Here is a 17668-nt window from a genome sequence, read left to right on the forward strand (position 1 = left end):
ATTAACAATCCCCAGTCAAGCGGCAAGAAGCCTATTAACTCGTATAGCACCTGTGGAAAACTGCTAAAATCCCTGTGGAAACCCTGTGGAATGAGTGAGGAAAATAGTAGCCAATGATAAGAATTACCAAAATGTCATCAACCTATGACATTTAAACTCATGAAATTAGCTTCTCAATCTCAGTTATCATCGTGGTTGCCATCGATACATCCCCAGGTCTGGATTTTCGCAATTGGTAGATTTTTTTCGGAAGTTGGTACTGGCTTCACCCTGTTTTACGCCCCCATCTTTTTTGTCAATCAACTTGGTTTATCCGCAACCAGTGTTGGAGTAGCCTTGGGTAGCGCCTCGATTTCCGGCATCTTCGGGCGGATTGGAGGTGGTTCTTTGGCTGATTCTGGACGATGGGGACGCCGCCGCACTTTGTTGCTAGCCACGGCGATTTCAGCAATTGGTTCTCTAGTTTTAGCGGCAACCAATAATTTCACTACTTTGATAATTGGTAGCTTGATTAGCGGTTTAGGGATAGGTTTCTATTGGCCGGCGGCTGAAGCTGTGGTTGCTGATGCCAGCCAAATTGATAATCGTCGCGAAACTTTTGCGATCGCACGACTAGCTGATAATCTGGGGTTAGCGATCGGAATTGTGCTTGCTGGGTTTTTGATCGCGATTATTGGGAGTTATCGCTGGCTATTTGTGATTGATGCCATCTCTTTTATGGTATTTTTCGGGGTTGTCTATGTGGGAGTTAGTGAAACCGAACAACAGCAAACGGGGGAATCTGAAAAGACAGAATTTTTTGCTGCTTGGCTAGCAGTATTAAGCGATCGCCGTTTCCTGGTCTACATAGCGGTTAATATATTCTTTACAATCTATATTTCTCAAATCCACAGTACCCTACCGCTTTACTTCAAAAACTTTGTCCTTGTCGAAAGTGCCGCCAAGGGATTTGCTGAAACTACCATTAGCGGATTATTTGCTTGGCATTTAGTATTCGCTATTATTTGTCAGTTACCTGTCACCAGCATCTTAAAAAGCTACTCTCACACACTGGCGCTGACTGTTTCGGCTATTTTATGGGCAATTGGTTTTGGGCTAATTTGGGTAAGTGGTACTGCCCCATCTCATCAACTAGTTTGGGTAACATTAGCATTGGGAGTATTTGCAGTGGCGATTGTTTCTTATACCCCATCTTCTGCCTCTTTAGTAACTGAGTTAGCCCCAGAAAATCAACGCGGCGTTTATTTTTCCATCAACGCTTTATGCTGGGCTGTTGGCTCTTTTATTGGTCATCCCTTGGGTGGATGGGCATTAGATCAACCACAAATTATTACCAATACTTACTGGTTAGGCTTCATCTTGAGTGTAGCGATCGCTGTGGCAATTTTACAGTACCTCAATCGAATCTTACCTGAGTAACATACTTCTCAAAGTGCAGACTCTCAATGACCAAGCCCCGTTGGGGCGGGAGAAAGAAAACGCTACGCAAACAATTAGGATTTATGAGATATTTACGTCATCTGGTGCTGAGTATATGTAGTTGCATCGTATTACTGATGACAACTACAAAGCCCTGTTTTGCTGCTGAGAAAATTGTTTTTCGCTATGGTGTGTTTGAAGAATCACTACCTGTTGCTGATTTACGTAAGTATGCACAAAGGCAAGAAGTTTCTTCTGATTTGCAATTTTTTCTCAAATTTTTCAGTCGGGAAGAACAAAAGGAGTTTCATCAGGCGCTACAAGTAAAAGCATCTCTTGATATTGGGGCTTTAGATAAGCTGTTAAATACAGAACTAGCTAAAGAAATTCTATCTACGGTTTCCCAAGGTATCGCCCGTCGTGACCAAGCCGGGGTACAAGCCCTAGACGCGGCTGTAATCATCGGGGCGAATTCTCAAGAGGGTTTGGGGATCATCAGCTTTCTGGAAGCATATCCTAGTCAAAGACTAGTTATTAATGTTCCAGCAGTCTTAGAAATAGCAAGTAAGTTAAATCTATCTCCTATTGAAATACCACCTAAAGATAACTTAAGTTCTACACCTTTATGGCAACTTGAAGTTCAATATCAGCAATTTGCTACTCAAGGAAAGCAATTCGAGGCTTGCTTGTTTGGGGATTCTGTAACTGCCGAAATGGGTAATACTCTGGGGAAAGGTACTTTTAATTTTGCCTTAAATGGGATAAGCGGAATTTCACTTGTTGAACAACTAAAACTTCTCATTCCAACTAAAATTAAATGCGAAAAAGCTGTGATTGCGATTGGGGGGAATGATGCCTGGTATGGATTAAGTGATTCCTTATTTGCGAACAAACTCCAAGATTCAATTTCTTTACTGCGAAGCCTTGGGAGTAATCAAATATTCTTAATTCCCGCTTTTTACTCAACAGTTGCCGCTAGTAAAGATCCAAGTATTTCAGCAACAAATCTTCGGGTAGATCAAATCAATGCTGTGATGAATCAAGTTGCAATTAAAAATCATATACCATTGGAACTACAACAGGTTCAATCATTAAATGAGAATAATGCTTTGAAAGATGATTTAAGTTCAGAAGATGGTGCTCATTTAAATAATGAGGGAATAAATATTTATCGGCAGGCTTTATTAAAGATTCTAGGTATATAACGAGATTTGATTAACATGAAACAACCAAAAATCAATCTCATTAAGAAGTAACAAAGTAAAAAGCCACTCATAAAGAAAAATCAAAATGGTCACCGAACAAGGCAAAAGTAAAAAGTAAAAAGGCACTCATAAAGAAAAATCAAAATGGTTTGAACGCGAGTGCGTCTCCAAGAGTTGCCCCTAAATTTATTTATGGAATGAAATAAAAACATTTATAACGATAGCGCCGGCGGCAAGCGAGTCTTCTCCCAAAGGGAGACGCTAAGAGCGAACGAGCGTCGTGGCACAGCGCGTTCGCCTTTGGCGTCTCGTAGAGAGAAATAAGGCGTCCGTGATTATTTCCCCTCAATATTATTTATGGGGATTATCTTTTTACTTTTTACTTTTTACTTTTTAATTGTTTTTTCGCTCTACTGACGACGTTCTTGCAACTTGCGATACACCGATTTTAAATCAACTTGATGGTGAGCTAAGGCAACCAAAGTATGATATAGCAAATCTGCGACTTCACCTGCGATCGCATCTGCTTCATCATCCTTAAAAGCCATTACCACCTCAGCAGTTTCCTCACCAATCTTTTTCAATATTTTGTTATCGCCACCTGCGAATAGTTTACAGGTATAAGAACTTTCAGTAGGATTGTCACGGCGATCGCAGATTATTTGAAACAATTGCGACAATGTATCCCCTGGTGGAGCAGCAATTTCCCCTTCTATTTGGTGAAAGCAACTGCGCTCTCCAGTATGACAGGCAACATCTCCTAATTGCTCTACACCGATAAGCAGCGCATCACTATCACAGTCATAACGGATACTCTGAACTTTTTGGATATGACCAGAAGTTGCCCCCTTGTGCCATAATTCTTGTCGAGAACGACTCCAAAACCAAGTTTCTTCAGTTTCTAAAGTCTTTTGTAACGACTCCTGATTCATCCATGCCATCATCAGGACAGTACCATCCAGATAGTCTTGGACAATTGCAGGCACTAGACCCCGCTCATCGTAGCGAATTTGCTCAACCGGGATAGTGTAATGCAGCGATCGCGAATCGTTAGAAGACATACCAGCTAGTTTGCTCTAATGAGAATAACTTATGAATTCACGATACCATTCGGAATAGGGCAACTAGTATATTTTTCGGAATTGATGCAAGGATACAGTTTACCGAAGATCCTGGTATGCCTCAAATCATCAAGCTTGAATATCTAAAGTCAAGTCTTCATTGGACTTGCATAACATATTGTTATTTTTTTGGTTCGCCTAATTCTATAGGATAGAAATTCTAAGCAGTGTTTGACCCTATTCTAAGATAGAGCTTTTTATTGCCCACTGTTAGGAGATGAACCTTGGTAAATACCACAATTAAAACAACAAAATCACAAGAAGTCTTTGCCGCCGCTCAAAACCTTATGCCTGGAGGAGTCAGTTCTCCAGTTCGTGCCTTTAAATCTGTGGGCGGACAACCCATCGTTTTTGATCGTGTTAAAGGCGCATATATTTGGGATGTAGATGGCAATCAATACATAGACTATGTAGGCACATGGGGCCCAGCTATTTGTGGTCATGCTCATCCAGAAGTCATTGCAGCGCTGCATGAAGCCTTAGAAAAAGGTACCAGTTTCGGCGCTCCCTCAGTCCTAGAAAATGTTTTGGCAGAAATGGTCATCGATGCCGTTCCTAGTATCGAAATGGTCAGATTTGTCAACTCTGGAACTGAAGCCTGTATGGGAGTTTTGCGACTGATGCGGGCTTTCACCAACCGCGAGAAAATCATCAAGTTTGAAGGTTGCTACCACGGACACGCCGATGCGTTTCTAGTAAAGGCGGGTTCTGGGGTTGCCACACTTGGTTTGCCAGACTCACCGGGAGTACCTAAATTAGCAACTAGCACCACTCTAACTGCACCTTTCAATGATCTAGAAGCCGTCAGAGCTTTATTTGAAGAAAACCGGGACGAGATTGCCGGTGTCATTCTTGAGCCAGTCGTCGGCAATGCTGGATTTATTGCCCCTGATGCTGGCTTCCTAGAAGGATTACGGGAACTAACTCACGAGTATGGAGCGTTATTGGTATTTGACGAAGTAATGACAGGCTTCCGCATTGCTTACGGTGGCGCTCAGGAAAAATTTGGCGTCACTCCCGATTTAACAACTTTAGGCAAGGTAATTGGTGGTGGTTTGCCAGTAGGAGCTTATGGTGGTCGCCGGGATATTATGTCAATGGTTGCTCCTGCTGGCCCCGTATATCAAGCTGGGACACTTTCTGGTAATCCCTTGGCTATGACTGCTGGCATTAAAACTTTAGAATTGCTGCAAAAGCCAGGTACTTACGAGTATCTTGACCGAATTACTAAAAAACTAGGAGATGGTTTGCTGCAAATTGCTAAAGAAAATGGTCATGCAGTTTGCGGCGGTCAAATCAGCGCCATGTTTGGATTATTCTTTACCTCTGGCCCAGTTCATAACTACGAAGATGCGAAAAAGTCTGATACGGCCAAATTCGGACGCTTTCATCGCGGGATGTTAGAGCATGGTGTTTATTTAGCACCTTCTCAATTTGAAGCTGGGTTTACCTCTTTTGCTCACACCGAGGAGGATATCGATCAGACTTTAGCAGTTGCACGGGATGTAATATCAAGCTTGTAATCTGTTAAAAGATTTCCAAATAAAAAAGTATCCTGTAACATTTTGTAGGGCAGGCATCTTGCCCATTGGTGTCAACTTAAGCTAAAACTCCTTTAAAACCTCGTTTCCAGCCTCCGGCTGGAAATGCTGCTCAAAAGCGGCTCTGCCGCCAGTAAGGGAGGCGGAGCCTCAACGACGGGCATTCCCAGTCGGAGACTGGGAACGAGGCAATCTAAAAGCTAGTTCTAGACTTGCTTTCGCGTTAAGTTGATACCAATGCATCTTGCCCGCCCCACAAAATAGATGATTTATTTGCAGAATTTTCAGCAGCCAATAGTATTAAATCATCTTGGACGGTCGGGGATCAAAGAAATTTTTTAACAGGTCTGCCCTGTACCTTTATGACTCAAGGAAGGTCACGTCGCTTTGCTCCGAATTCAAAATTCAAAATTAATAATCCCCCTAAATTTATTTAGTTGCTCTGTATCCTTTTCGTTTTCGGTCACATCTTCGTCATAATTTTGCAACGGCTTCGTCAATAGGATATGCAATATTTAACCTACATTAAATATATTCATGTTAAAAAGGCAGGATTAATTGCCTTTTACAGTTCTCGAAATTCCCCTCATCCCTATAGTCTACAAAAATTAACGCTTAAGTTGGCTCTCACCTTCATAGCGACGATTTTACTTATAGATATTAGATTATCCGTCGGGTAAGGTATTTTTTCAGAGTCAGGGTTGAAACTAACTTTAAAAAAATACCAATTATACTGTAGCTTGCGTAGCAAGGCTTACCAGAGTATAAAAAAATTGCCAGAATTCTTGTGAAAAAAAAGATGGTTCGACCCTTTAAGGAGCTATGAGGTGGAGGAAAAAAAGTCATTTTTTGGTATACAAAAAATATTAGTTACGTTGCTGGTCTTAAGTACCGCTTTGAGTGTTGGGGCGATGATGCTTATCAAGTCAAGCTCTTCTGAGGCTCAAAGTACAGACAATATAAATGTCAGCAATCTACCAGCCAAGGTTGGAACTCAGCAGATGATTGAAGACCTAAAAGCGACGATGCTGAGAATTTGGCAAGAACAGGCACAAATAAGGAGTCTCTCATATCCTGTGCCACTACGTTTTCAAGGGGAAACAATTGAGGCGGCAAAACTTACTCCCGAACAGAAAGTAATTGCTCTTACTTTTGATGATGGGCCATGGCCTGAGAGTACCGCGCAAGTACTGGATATTCTTAAACAAAATCAAATCAAAGGCACATTTTTCCTCATTGGGCAAAACGTGAAGAATTACCCAAGCTTAGTCAAGCGCGAGATTGCTGAAGGTCACGTAATTGGCAATCATACTTGGCATCATTGGTATCAATTCTTGAATCCCCAAGCTGCTGCTTATGAAATTGACCACACAGCAGACTTGATTTATCAAGTTACAGGCGTTAAAACAAATTTGTTTCGGCCGCCAGGGGGAATCATGCACAATGGGGTGGCTGCTTACGCTAGAAATAGCAAATATGCCATCGTTCTCTGGTCGTCTGACTCTGTAGACTACTCGCGTCCAGCTGTACCAAAATTAATTAATAATGTGTTCAGGAGGGCCAAACCAGGTGGCATTGTGCTGATGCATGATGGTGGTGGTAATCGTTCTAAAACGGTGCAAGCTTTACCAGAAATTATTGCTAACTTTCGCAAACAGGGCTATAGCTTTGTTACTATACCTGAACTTTTAGAAATGCAAGATAAAGATATAAAGCGGATTGCAAACAAAAAGTAATTGTTATTGAAACAGAATTCAGGAGTCGTAAGGGCACAGCATTGCTCATTGTTGTCAACTTAAGCTAAAACCCTTTTCAAATCTCGTTTCTAGCCAGAGTCGGGAAATGCAACTCAAAAGCGGCTCTCCCGCCAGTAAGGGAGGCGGCAGCCCCAACGACGGGCATTCCCAGTCGGAGACTGGGAACGAGGCAATCTAAAAGCTGGTTCTAGGCTTGCTTTCACAGCAATGCTGTGTCCTTACCGCGTGGTCTATTTACCTGAAAATAGCTGTAACTCACCATTCTGACAAAAAACCGTCCAAAATTAACATCTGAACGGGGTTTTTATGTATTATTGAAGAAGAATTCAGAAGTCAGAATTCAGGAGTCAGAATAAATCAGTCGGGGAATCAGACCCGCGACTGATAGCGTAGCGTTAGCGAGTCCGCGAGCGTCTTGAAGACCACCAAATTTTCAATTTGATAGGGGTCTTAAACCCGATTATTCATCCGCCAGTCGCACAGAATTCATTCTGAATTCTGACTCCTGACTCCTGAATTCTGTTCGATAATTTATGCCAACCTAATTATCTTCTCGGTTGTACTGATACCGTCAAACTACAAGTCAGGAGGTAAAATCACCTGATCAATTGCGTGGATTACACCGTTAGTGCCTGTGATATCTGCTTGTGTCACTTTCGCATCATTGACAGTCACACCAGTTGTAGGATCAACCTTAATGTTGATAGTGCCGCCTTCAAGGCTTTTAACTTCGCCAGACTTCAAATCAGTGGACAAGACCTTACCAGATACTACATGGTAAGTTAGGATTTTGATCAATACTTCTTTATTGGCTGGTTTTAACAATTCTTGTAAAGCATCTGGTGGCAATTTAGCAAAAGCTGCGTCAGTGGGTGCAAAAATAGTTAAGTTATCTTTGCCTTGTAAGGCTCCGGTCAATCCTGCTGCTTTCAAAGCCTTGGTTAAGGTGGTAAAGGAAGCGTTTGACTCTGCCAAGGCTAACAAGTTTTTGCCTTGATTGTTGCTTGCCCCTGGTCCTGGTGGAGTTGTAGAAGGTGTCCCAGTGGATGGTGGGGTAGGTTGAGTTTCCGGGATAGGACGTGGGGTGCGGCGGGGTGTAAGTTCACTAGGTGTAGCGCCACCACCACGGTTATAGGGAGGCTCGTTGAAAATACTTGGTTTGGGATTTAGCGTTCCACCACTATTCTGTGCTATAATATCGCGTTTGATATTGTCCTTTTCTGTTTCGGAAGCGGCCTCAGCAGGTGTGTATTGAGCATCTGCTTGAAGGCGTTGACCCTTGTTATAGGCGGCTTCGTTGAAAATACTGGGGTTAGGATTTAGTGCCGATTTCGCATCAGATGGTAAAGTAATGAGGACGCTCAAACTAGTAAATCCTGCTATGCCTGCCAACGTGGTCAGCAATTTGCTGTAATTTGTCTTCATAAATTTTGTTTGTTTTTTGTCCACACATTACATAAAGATTTATAACATTTTGCTATGCACAAAATCTAACCGAAGCGGGAAGTTAAAATTTTTTCTGAGAAGATTTTTTTGTGCTAGTGAGGTAAAATCTCTAACTTTGACTGACGCTGACAAGTTATGAAATATACATAGCATATATTTTATATAAAAAATTGAAAAAATTTTTTCCCTCACACCGAAAAGAGTTAAAAACCCCGTAGATGTAGCATCAGAAACTCTAAGAATGTGTAAAAAGTCGCAAAGTATACTAAAAACCACACTTCCATTCTTCCCTTGGAAAGGTGGACAGGCTGTAAAACCCTTAGAGTACTCAAAAAAAATGCCCAATTGTCATTGTGATTGCTTCTCTTCTCTACGAGAGGCACTCGCGTTCGCTTCTCTCGCAATGACGGGTTTTGGATCATTTATTTTTTGGAACACTCATACTCTCTTGTATATATATCGAATTCAATCTCAATGATTTAGTATTTTATTTTTAGCAAATCAGAAAACAATATTTTAAAATCAATAAATTTACCAAAAATTAGGCATCAATTAAACCCTAATGTCAATTAAATAGACAACTAAGGGACTAATGCCAATAAAAATTACTTAAACTAAAGATACAATTGTAAAGTTAAGAAGTTGACCAGTTACAAGGTATCCAACAGATGCTGGAATTATACCAATGGGAACTCTCTCAATACTCAGAGAAAGTGCGCCTCATTCTAGATTTTAAAGGGCTAGATTACCGCAAAATAGAGGTGACACCGGGGATTGGACAGGTAGAACTGTTCCGGCTGACTGGTCAAAGACAAGTCCCGGTATTAAAGGATGGTAATAAATATATTGCGGATTCTACGGAGATAGCTAAGTATTTAGACTTAAAGTATCCCGATCGCCCACTCATACCGCAAGATCCTAAAAAACGGGGTTTAACTTTATTAATAGAAGAATGGGCGGATGAATCCATCGGCATTAAAGGCCGCAAAGCACTATTTGCTGCCATAAGTCAAGATCAAAATTTCCGTAAGTCTTTATTACCCACTTCAACACCAGATATATTTAAAAGTCTGGTTGGAGGAGTACCTAGTGATTTCCTGACAGTGTTTGGTTTTGGCGTTGGTTACAGCCCAGATGTGATCCAGTCAGCGATCGCATCTTTAAAACAAGATTTGGAAGCCTTGACGTTATTATTGGCAGATAGTCCCTATTTAACAGGAGATGAGCCGACTCTAGCTGACTTAGCGGTGGCTGGCTTATCGATATTGCTCAAGTTCCCCCCTGGCCCCTATCTGGATTTACCAGCTTCTATCAGAGGAAAAGGATTGCCAATCTTTGCCGAAAATATAGATTATGAACCATTCTTCACCTGGCGCGATCGCCTTTACGCCCAATTCCGCAAACCATTAATCAGTAGCACTTCTGCAACAGGGGGTGCGCCAACTTCGATTCAGATTGATTAGGGATTGGGGACTGGGGACTGGGGATTGGGGACTAATGACTAATGACCAATGACCAATGACCAATGACAAATGACAAATGACTAATCAGATGAATTCGGTACAGCCATTAGGTTCGGTCATTCAAGGTTCTTTAACTGAAGGTTTAGAAGTACGATTGCATCCTGACATTTCTGTAGAAGATATGCGGGTGGGTAAATTTCTTGTTGTGCAAGGGATGCGATCGCGTTTTTTTTGTATGCTGACAGATGTCGCATTGGGAGCTGCTAATGCCCGAATTATTGCTAATCCCCCCAGTTGGGAAGACACTTTTTTACGAGATGTTTTAGCCGGAAGTGGTACTTACGGTACTATCAACCTCGCGCCGATGTTGATGTTTACTCCCGAATCTGAAGAATCTTTCTCCCCAACAAATGGCAAATCGGCAAATCCCTTTATCCCGTCGATGACGGGTTTAGCTTCATTTGTGCCACAAACCAGCACAACGATGGAATTGTTACCTGTTAAAACTATTCCTAGCCACTTTAGTCAGGTTTACGACGCAAGTGTTGACGATTTTCGCCGGGTATTTGGTTGGGAAGATGACCCCCAAAGGCGAAATTTTTCCATCGGGAAACCTTTGGATATGGATGTGCCCGTTTGTATCGACTTAAACCGCTTTGTGGAACGGAGTAATGGGGTTTTTGGGAAATCTGGTACTGGTAAATCCTTTCTCACTCGGCTACTTTTAGCTGGTGTTATCCGTAAAAATGCGGCAGTAAACTTGATTTTTGATATGCACTCTGAGTATGGCTGGGAAGCTGTTGCAGAAGGTAAGAATGTTAGTACTGTTAAGGGCTTAAAGCAACTTTTTCCGAGTAAAGTTGAAGTTTACACCCTTGACCCGGAATCGACAAAGCGCCGGGGTGTACGTGATGCCCAAGAACTTTATTTGAGCTATGAGCAAATTGAAGTTGAAGATATTAAGTTATGTGGTCGAGATTTAGGACTTTCTGACGCAGCCTTGGATAACGCCAACATTTTGTTTAATGAGTTTGGTAAGTCTTGGATTGTCCAGCTGTTAAATATGACTGGTGAGGACATTAAGATGTTCTGTGAGGAAAAGCCGGGACACCCAGGTTCAATTAACTCTTTACAGCGCAAACTCTTACGCTTAGACAGTTTGAAGTATATGCGAGCAGTTTGCCCCCAGAATTATATTAGTAAAATTGTGCAATGCCTGGAATCTGGGAAGAATGTTGTGATAGAATTTGGTTCCCAGTCTAATATGCTCTCTTATATGTTGGTGACGAATATGATCACCAGGCGTATTCACGAGCATTACGTTAAGAAAGCAGATAAATTTCTGCAAAGCAAAAATCCTAGCGATCGCCCCACGCCATTGATGATTACCATTGAAGAGGCGCATCGTTTTCTTGATCCGGCGATCGTCCAAAGTACCATCTTTGGGACTATTGCCCGCGAACTGCGTAAGTATTTTGTCACACTTTTGGTAGTCGATCAACGTCCATCAGGCATAGATAATGAAGTTATGTCCCAGATTGGGACTCGTATTACCGCTTTGCTGAATGATGAAAAAGACATTGAGGCAATTTTTACAGGTGTATCTGGTGGTAGCGGACTGCGATCGGTATTGGCAAAGCTAGACTCGAAGCAACAAGCCTTAATTTTGGGTCACGCCGTTCCTATGCCAGTAGTAGTACGTACTCGACCTTACGACGCAACCTTTTACGAAGAAATTGGTGAGCCAGCCTGGGAAGAAAAACCTGATGCAGAAGTATTCGCCGCAGCTGAACTAGCCAAAGCTGACCTTGGTTTCTAGATTGTCATTGGTCATTAGGAGAACTCCACAAAATAAATGATCCAAAACCCGTCATTGCTTCGCTTCGCTCTCTACGAGACGCTACGCGAACGCAATGACAATAGGGCATTTTTTTACTTGGAGTACTCTAGTCATTAGTCATTGGTGATTGGTCATTAGTCATTGGGCAATAATTATAATTAATAGTTCTTCTTCCCCAATCCCCAATCCCCAATCCCCAGTCCCCAATCCCCAGTCCCCAATCCCCAATTCGTAACATCCCCCCATTGTCACAGCAAATTCAGTTCGGTTATCCGGCTAGTTTTTGGCAACAGAAGAGGGGTTTTTGGCGTCACTATAGATGTAGTAAGTAATTTCAAGGAAATTTAAAATTTTTTCTCTAACTATCGGTTTTGAATTATAATTCTAGGCTTTATCTTAAGATAGTTTACTATCTGCCTGATTTGTCGTAATATAAAGACAAGTGGAACTCATACCGACTTCGGATTTGCCGATTGGTGTTAGTAACAGCCCAAAACAAAAATTCTCAAAAATAACCAGCGTGCTTATAAAAGATTAAAAATTTAGGGAAGTAGGGGAACCTATCATTGGGAGCTTACCGTCATAACAACGGCTGTATCAACTGATTAATTGCTTTTGGTAGCTCCCGATATTTCGTGATAGATGTACTACTTTTTTCAACCATCCTAGTAAGAAAATATACATTATATTTACGGAGTAGAGGACATCGCACCAATGCCTACTGTCAATACACAAACGGAAAACCTCAACACCAAATTCACGGCTGATATGGTGCGAACCTATCTGCGAGAAATTGGTCGTGTACCATTGCTAACCCGCGAACAAGAAATTGTCTTTGGGAAGCAGGTACAGCAAATGATGACGCTGATCGACGCTAAAGAAGCTTTGGCGAAGAAACTGCAACGCGAACCGAATATGTCAGAGTGGGCTGACCACGTTCAACAATCGGAAACCGAAGTACAGCAAACGGTCGCGCAAGGTAAGCGGGCAAAGCAAAAAATGATCGAAGCGAATTTGCGCTTGGTTGTTGCTATTGCCAAAAAATATCAAAAGCGGAATATGGAGTTTCTGGATTTAATTCAGGAAGGAACACTAGGATTAGAGCGGGGTGTAGAGAAATTTGACCCAATGAGGGGTTATAAGTTCTCGACTTATGCTTACTGGTGGATTCGCCAAGCTATTACCCGCGCGATCGCTCAACAAGGTCGTACTATCCGCTTACCGATCCATATTACCGAGAAACTGAACAAAATCAAAAAAGTGCAGCGCGAGTTAGCTCAAACCTTGGGGCGATCGCCGACTCCAGCCGAAATTGCCAAAGCACTAGAACTAGAACCTGCTCAGATTCGCGAGTATCTGAATATGGCTCGTCAACCAGTGTCTTTGGATGTGCGAGTTGGTGAAAACCAGGATACTGAGTTGCAAGAAATGCTCGAAGATGATGGCCCATCACCAGAGTATTACACCAACCAGGAATTCTTACGCCAAGACTTGAACAACTTGCTAGCGGAACTAACCCCCCAACAGCGAGAAGTTGTAGCCTTACGCTTTGGTTTAGAAGATGGTAATGAAATGTCATTGGCGAAAGTGGGTGAGAGATTGAGTCTCAGCCGTGAACGCGTCCGTCAGTTAGAGCATCAGGCTTTGGCTCATCTGCGTCGCCGTCGTGCCAATGTCAAAGAATACGTTGCTAGCTAAAACGAAAGACGTAGCAATGCTACGTCTCTACAAGGTGATGTGCCTCCTGAATTCAGGGGGCAATTTTTTTATGCTGAAAACTTAGCGGCGAAAGCGGAGGCCAATAAAGATTAGTACAGAAAAACAGACACCTATGACTACACTCCACCCAAAAACTTCAGCCCGAAAGCGGAGATGTTGTTGATAATCGTTAGGCTGGGCGAGAATGACGGCGGAGGCTATTTGGCTGGTGGCGAGTCCAACACCTGCGATCGCTATAGTTGTATTGAGAGTGCGATCGCTTTTAGTTTGCTCTAGGTCAATAATACCTTGGATAGTGTTATTGAGATTTTGTAGTAAGGTTAATCCCGGACTGAGAATCGCATAATCGACTTCTACTTGTCGCTGATATTTTTTGCCATAAAATTCACTTTCGCTAAACTCTTGGAGAAATTTTAAGTCGCTACTTGTGTATTTTTTCTGGATATCTGCTAAATGAGATTTATAATTTTCTAAGTTTAATTGAATAGTCTGGCTTTGATTTTCTAGATAGTTTAAGGCAATCGTGTAGTCTGATAAGTTGATTAAATTATTTGTCAGACTTTCTTGGAGTTTACTTAATTTTAGGCTATTGGTTTGTAGTAGCTTTGGTAACTCGCTTGTCTGCTGAATCGATGGTTGAATTTCGATATATTCTTTTTTGAGAATCTGTTTTTGATAGCGACTTTGATAATATGACCAAACTACTTTATGACGGTATTGCCATAAACGTAATAAATCATAATATACATCTTGTACTTGTTTCCTCATCTCATCTGGTGAAATATGTTCGGGAAACAACCAAATTAAGATGTGATAACTTGATTTTCTAAATTCATCCCAAAACTCTTTACCATCGACGCTCAAATTTTGTGGACAATACCACAATTCAAAAATAGTTCCTGCTTGTAACTTGCCTTTACCAATAAAATCTCGTTGCCATTTGTAATCGCTGACAATTTTGGTGTAACATTCTTTAGCTATCTCTTCAACTTCTGCTTCTGTTTTAGTGTTGGTTAGCTTTCCCCAAAGTAACCAAGTTTGTCTAATTGTGCCTGTTTGCTGAGATAAGTACTTAGTAATTTCTTCTTTGAGTTTTCTAAAAGGTGCGCCGTCAATATCTTGGGGAGCATAATTAGGTTTACTGTCAGCATTTAATTCACCAGAATAGTCAACTTGTAGCGCGTAAGTATCACCAATTTGCAGTGGATAGTAATAGCCATCTAGAGGTGGTGGAAAGTCTCTAGTTTGGGCTTTTCCGAGCAACTCAATTACATCTCCACTATTATTTTTATGCTTCAGGAATTCTTGGTGCTTTTCCTGAAGGCTCGTTTTGTCTAAATCGCCATATATTTTTCGACAAAAATCTTGGCAGTTCTCGTTGATTTTTGTCTCATCTTCTCCTAAACCATCTTTTAAATCGTAGAGGAATAAATCAATACTGGGATAAATAATCTTCTCAGTCATTTACTGTTCTGCCATGAATAAAGTCCCGAACCTTTTGCAGAAGATTTGGTTTTACAGCTATCTTTGCAGCAGATACCGAATTATTGTTACTAAAGGCATTAAATGCTGCATTCGTCAATTCCGCAGTTGGTTCAGTTGGTAAAGGCAGAGGTGGTAAACCTTTAGTACGTTCGCCAGTTTTTTCAATTCTAGTAAGTTCTGTTTGATAAACTTTATCTAAGGGTGGATAACTTTCGGCGATCGCATCTAATTTTCCGATATTATCAGGATCGACTATTGAGGCTTTGCTGATGTCATTAAGCTGTGTTTGGATATTGTCTGGCAAAGGTTCATCCAATTGTGTGAGAGCCGTGAGGAAGGCTGTCAGAGTAATTATGTTGTTAGGCTTCATAGAGATTTTTTAGAGTCATCTATTAATGTCTCACGCAAAGGCACAAAGACGCAAACAAATAATAAATTTTATCTGCCAGTAATTGTGAAAGCTGCCCAATAGTAGGGATGTTGAAAAGGTTGTTGCTTTTTCTCTGATAACTCCATTTGACTAATTTGATTAAGTTTTCTTCTGATAAAAGGGCGGAGAGTCGTTTCATCTGATGGTAACTTAGCCCAGATTACTCGATAAATTCTTTCGAGTTGACTAAATGTTAAACTACGTAACCATTTTGTTGCTTGATTGAGGGCAACTACTGGTGATTTACCTTTCTTTATTTGCCAGTAAAAATAAATCATCAAAAAACTACTAGCATCGTCAGTCACAGTCCATAATGTACTAACAACATCAGTAACACCCTGATAGAGAAAGGCACTGACTAAACCAACATATTCAGCAGTGATAGTTTGGTTGCTAGTGATGGCAGTTTCACAAGATGAAAGGCTAACTAGTTGATATCCTCTGAGGTTCTCAATATTAAAAATCTCCTCTAAAGTCAGTAACTCTTTACCGCTAAGAGCCAAAGCAGATTTTTGGGGATTATGGAAATTATAGGTGCTATGTCCTGTAAAGTGAAAAATACTGTAACGATCTTTTAGGGCTGCTTTAAGTGTGGTATTCGTCGCGGCTTCTCCAGAAATTCGCTTCGGCGTAGGGTTTTGGAATAACTGGGTGATAGCAGCAGATTCTATTTCTGCATGAGGCAAAATAGAAAAATCTTCATTGTCGGGATGTTCTACACTCAATAGAGGCAATTCACCAATTGATTGGAGATTTGTTTGCTTCAAGCTTTGTAAGGTAATACCTATTTGGGCGCTAGGTAAATAGGTGATGGTGAAGTTATCTGCAAATATTGCATGGAGTGGTAAGCGGTGCAAATCACGATGAGGAATGAGAATTAAGTTTGTGATGCCGTTTAATTCTTCTTGAATAGCAGAAATATAGAGGATATTTTTCAACTCCTCAAGTTTATCTGGCATTAACTGTCGCCACGGTTGGTTTTTGGGGCTTTGTTCGTCTTTTGCTTTGTCTCGATAATCGGCGTATTGTTCATTCCAATTTTTCATCCAGCCTTCAAAATCTTGTAAGCGTTGCGCCTGATTCACAAACTCGGTTCCTCCTGGGACAATCGGTGATGGCGCGTTGTGTTTTAGGATGAAGGTGTGTAGGGCGTAAGAACTGAGATGCCAATAAACAATAGCAGTTGAGGGATTCAGCAATTGTTGCATTTCTGAATAACTCAGAGATGAACTCTCATCACTCCATCCATCTAAAAGCCAACGCAAGCAGGTATTTTTGCCCTCTTCTGCTAATTCAATCGCTTGCAGTAATTCTCCAGATTGAACAGCTAAATCAACAGTTAATTGTTGAATCCAGGCAAATTTTAGAGCTAGTTGTTTTTTACTTTTATCAGAGCGATTTGGTTCATTTAATAAGCGCCGCAACAAATCAGTACCCTGTCGCTGGAGTTCTGTGGCTTCGGCTATTTCCCTCAAATCTAATTGGACACGAATTAAGTCTTGCAAAACCTCTAGATGTAACTCAGGAAAATCTATTGCTGTGAGAGTTTGTAGTGCCGTTTTGTAACTCGTAACAGCTTTGTGCCAAAAATAGCGGGCGTTAGAATTTCCTCGTCCTCTGAAGTAATGAGCATTACCTATCCTTTGATGCAATTCTCCCCAACCTTCTGGGTGCGTGTCTTGCTGACAATGTTTTAACCCTTCTTCGTAGCTTGCTAATTTACCCTCATAGCCACGCTTGTTTAAATCAGGATTGCTAAATTTTAAAGCGAGGTTGGGTGCTACTGAATTAGGTAAAGTAAATATGAAAGAGAAATCTTTCCTCTCTCTGGTTGCGTTCCCCGCCACAATTCCCCGGTTAACCCAAACTTGGTGGTCATCGGGTTTGATTTCTATGGCTTTGTCAAAAGATGCGATCGCTTCTTCAAATCGCCCTAATTTATCCAGCGTAATACCCCGGTTGTACCAAGCTAAGTGGAAGTCGGGTTTGATTTCTATGGCTCTGTCATAAGATGCGATCGCTTCTTCAAATCGCCCTAATTCATCCAGCTTACTACCCCGGTTGTGCCAAGCTAAGTGGAAGTCGGGTTTGATTTCTATGGCTCTGTCATAAGATGCGATCGCTTCTTCAAATCGCCCTAATTTATCCAGCGTAATACCCCGGTTGTACCAAGCTGAGTCGTTGTCGGGTTTGATTTCGATGGCTCTGTCATAAGATGCGATCGCTTCTTCAAATCGCCCTA

At 41.5% G+C, this 17668-nt stretch carries 12 protein-coding genes; 7 read left to right on the forward strand and 5 right to left on the reverse strand.

The genetic code is table 11. From position 1 onward, the window contains the following. The first annotated feature begins 159 nt into the window (after positions 1 to 159). A complete protein-coding gene (locus V7K76_RS02325; RefSeq protein WP_334777657.1) occupies positions 160 to 1419 on the forward strand; it encodes an MFS transporter in 1260 nt (419 codons plus the stop codon). Between the two features lie 137 nt (positions 1420 to 1556). Further along, on the forward strand, positions 1557 to 2624 hold the full coding sequence (locus V7K76_RS02330) for an alpha/beta hydrolase (protein WP_334777658.1): 1068 nt from the start codon (positions 1557 to 1559) through the stop codon (positions 2622 to 2624). Between the two features lie 410 nt (positions 2625 to 3034). Here the strand turns inward: V7K76_RS02330 and hisIE are convergent, their stop codons facing one another. Then, positions 3035 to 3685, reverse strand: a complete 651-nt coding sequence (gene hisIE, locus V7K76_RS02335; RefSeq protein ID WP_179065383.1) for a bifunctional phosphoribosyl-AMP cyclohydrolase/phosphoribosyl-ATP diphosphatase HisIE — start codon at positions 3683 to 3685, stop codon at positions 3035 to 3037. Positions 3686 to 3969: 284 nt separating this feature from the next. On the opposite strand from hisIE, the gene hemL reads away from it, so the two are divergent. Together hemL and V7K76_RS02345 are read left to right on the forward strand one after the other, a co-directional pair. Further along, on the forward strand, positions 3970 to 5268 hold the full coding sequence (hemL, locus tag V7K76_RS02340; protein WP_179065382.1) for a glutamate-1-semialdehyde 2,1-aminomutase: 1299 nt from the start codon (positions 3970 to 3972) through the stop codon (positions 5266 to 5268). Between the two features lie 845 nt (positions 5269 to 6113). Beyond that, the gene (locus tag V7K76_RS02345; RefSeq protein WP_334777659.1) at positions 6114 to 7022 is read left to right on the forward strand and encodes a polysaccharide deacetylase family protein; all 909 of its coding nucleotides are present in this window, start codon (positions 6114 to 6116) and stop codon (positions 7020 to 7022) included. Between the two features lie 597 nt (positions 7023 to 7619). Here the strand turns inward: V7K76_RS02345 and V7K76_RS02350 are convergent. Continuing rightward, positions 7620 to 8468: a fasciclin domain-containing protein gene (locus V7K76_RS02350; protein ID WP_334777660.1), complete on the reverse strand. Its 849-nt coding sequence runs from the start codon at positions 8466 to 8468 to the stop codon at positions 7620 to 7622. A gap of 689 nt (positions 8469 to 9157) precedes the next feature. Between V7K76_RS02350 and V7K76_RS02355 the strand changes: the two genes are divergently transcribed. From V7K76_RS02355 to V7K76_RS02365, 3 genes are all read left to right on the forward strand, one after another. Then, a complete protein-coding gene (locus V7K76_RS02355; protein WP_334777661.1) occupies positions 9158 to 9952 on the forward strand; it encodes a glutathione S-transferase family protein in 795 nt (264 codons plus the stop codon). An 88-nt stretch (positions 9953 to 10040) separates the two neighbouring features. Beyond that, on the forward strand, positions 10041 to 11771 hold the full coding sequence (locus tag V7K76_RS02360; protein ID WP_334777672.1) for an ATP-binding protein: 1731 nt from the start codon (positions 10041 to 10043) through the stop codon (positions 11769 to 11771). 735 nt (positions 11772 to 12506) lie between these two features. Continuing rightward, on the forward strand, positions 12507 to 13490 hold the full coding sequence (locus V7K76_RS02365) for an RNA polymerase sigma factor, RpoD/SigA family (protein ID WP_334777662.1): 984 nt from the start codon (positions 12507 to 12509) through the stop codon (positions 13488 to 13490). 81 nt (positions 13491 to 13571) lie between these two features. Here V7K76_RS02365 and V7K76_RS02370 read toward each other — a convergent pair whose 3' ends face one another. The 3 genes from V7K76_RS02370 to V7K76_RS02380 form a co-directional block, all read right to left on the reverse strand. After that, complete coding sequence (locus V7K76_RS02370) at positions 13572 to 14975, reverse strand: hypothetical protein (RefSeq protein WP_335029649.1); 1404 nt, start codon at positions 14973 to 14975, stop codon at positions 13572 to 13574. After that, a complete protein-coding gene (locus tag V7K76_RS02375; protein ID WP_334777664.1) occupies positions 14968 to 15366 on the reverse strand; it encodes a hypothetical protein in 399 nt (132 codons plus the stop codon). The genes V7K76_RS02370 and V7K76_RS02375 overlap by 8 nt, the downstream gene beginning before the upstream one ends. A gap of 68 nt (positions 15367 to 15434) precedes the next feature. After that, positions 15435 to 17668 (reverse strand): CHAT domain-containing protein (locus tag V7K76_RS02380; RefSeq protein ID WP_335029651.1); only part of this gene is annotated, 2234 nt, incomplete at its 5' end.

Origin of the sequence: Nostoc sp., from assembly GCF_036917975.1 — a bacterium.
Classification (GTDB): Bacteria; Cyanobacteriota; Cyanobacteriia; order Cyanobacteriales; family Nostocaceae; genus Nostoc.

What these genes read in the sequence shown, in the direction of transcription:
- V7K76_RS02355 (WP_334777661.1), top strand. Translation starts at nt 9,158, where the DNA reads ATGCTGGAATTATACCAATGGGAACTCTCTCAATACTCAGAGAAAGTG.
- V7K76_RS02365 (WP_334777662.1), top strand. Translation starts at nt 12,507, where the DNA reads ATGCCTACTGTCAATACACAAACGGAAAACCTCAACACCAAATTCACG.
- V7K76_RS02325 (WP_334777657.1), top strand. Translation starts at nt 160, where the DNA reads ATGAAATTAGCTTCTCAATCTCAGTTATCATCGTGGTTGCCATCGATA.
- V7K76_RS02330 (WP_334777658.1), top strand. Translation starts at nt 1,557, where the DNA reads ATGACAACTACAAAGCCCTGTTTTGCTGCTGAGAAAATTGTTTTTCGC.
- V7K76_RS02370 (WP_335029649.1), bottom strand. Translation starts at nt 14,975, where the DNA reads ATGACTGAGAAGATTATTTATCCCAGTATTGATTTATTCCTCTACGAT.
- V7K76_RS02375 (WP_334777664.1), bottom strand. Translation starts at nt 15,366, where the DNA reads ATGAAGCCTAACAACATAATTACTCTGACAGCCTTCCTCACGGCTCTC.
- V7K76_RS02360 (WP_334777672.1), top strand. Translation starts at nt 10,041, where the DNA reads ATGAATTCGGTACAGCCATTAGGTTCGGTCATTCAAGGTTCTTTAACT.
- hisIE (WP_179065383.1), bottom strand. Translation starts at nt 3,685, where the DNA reads ATGTCTTCTAACGATTCGCGATCGCTGCATTACACTATCCCGGTTGAG.
- V7K76_RS02350 (WP_334777660.1), bottom strand. Translation starts at nt 8,468, where the DNA reads ATGAAGACAAATTACAGCAAATTGCTGACCACGTTGGCAGGCATAGCA.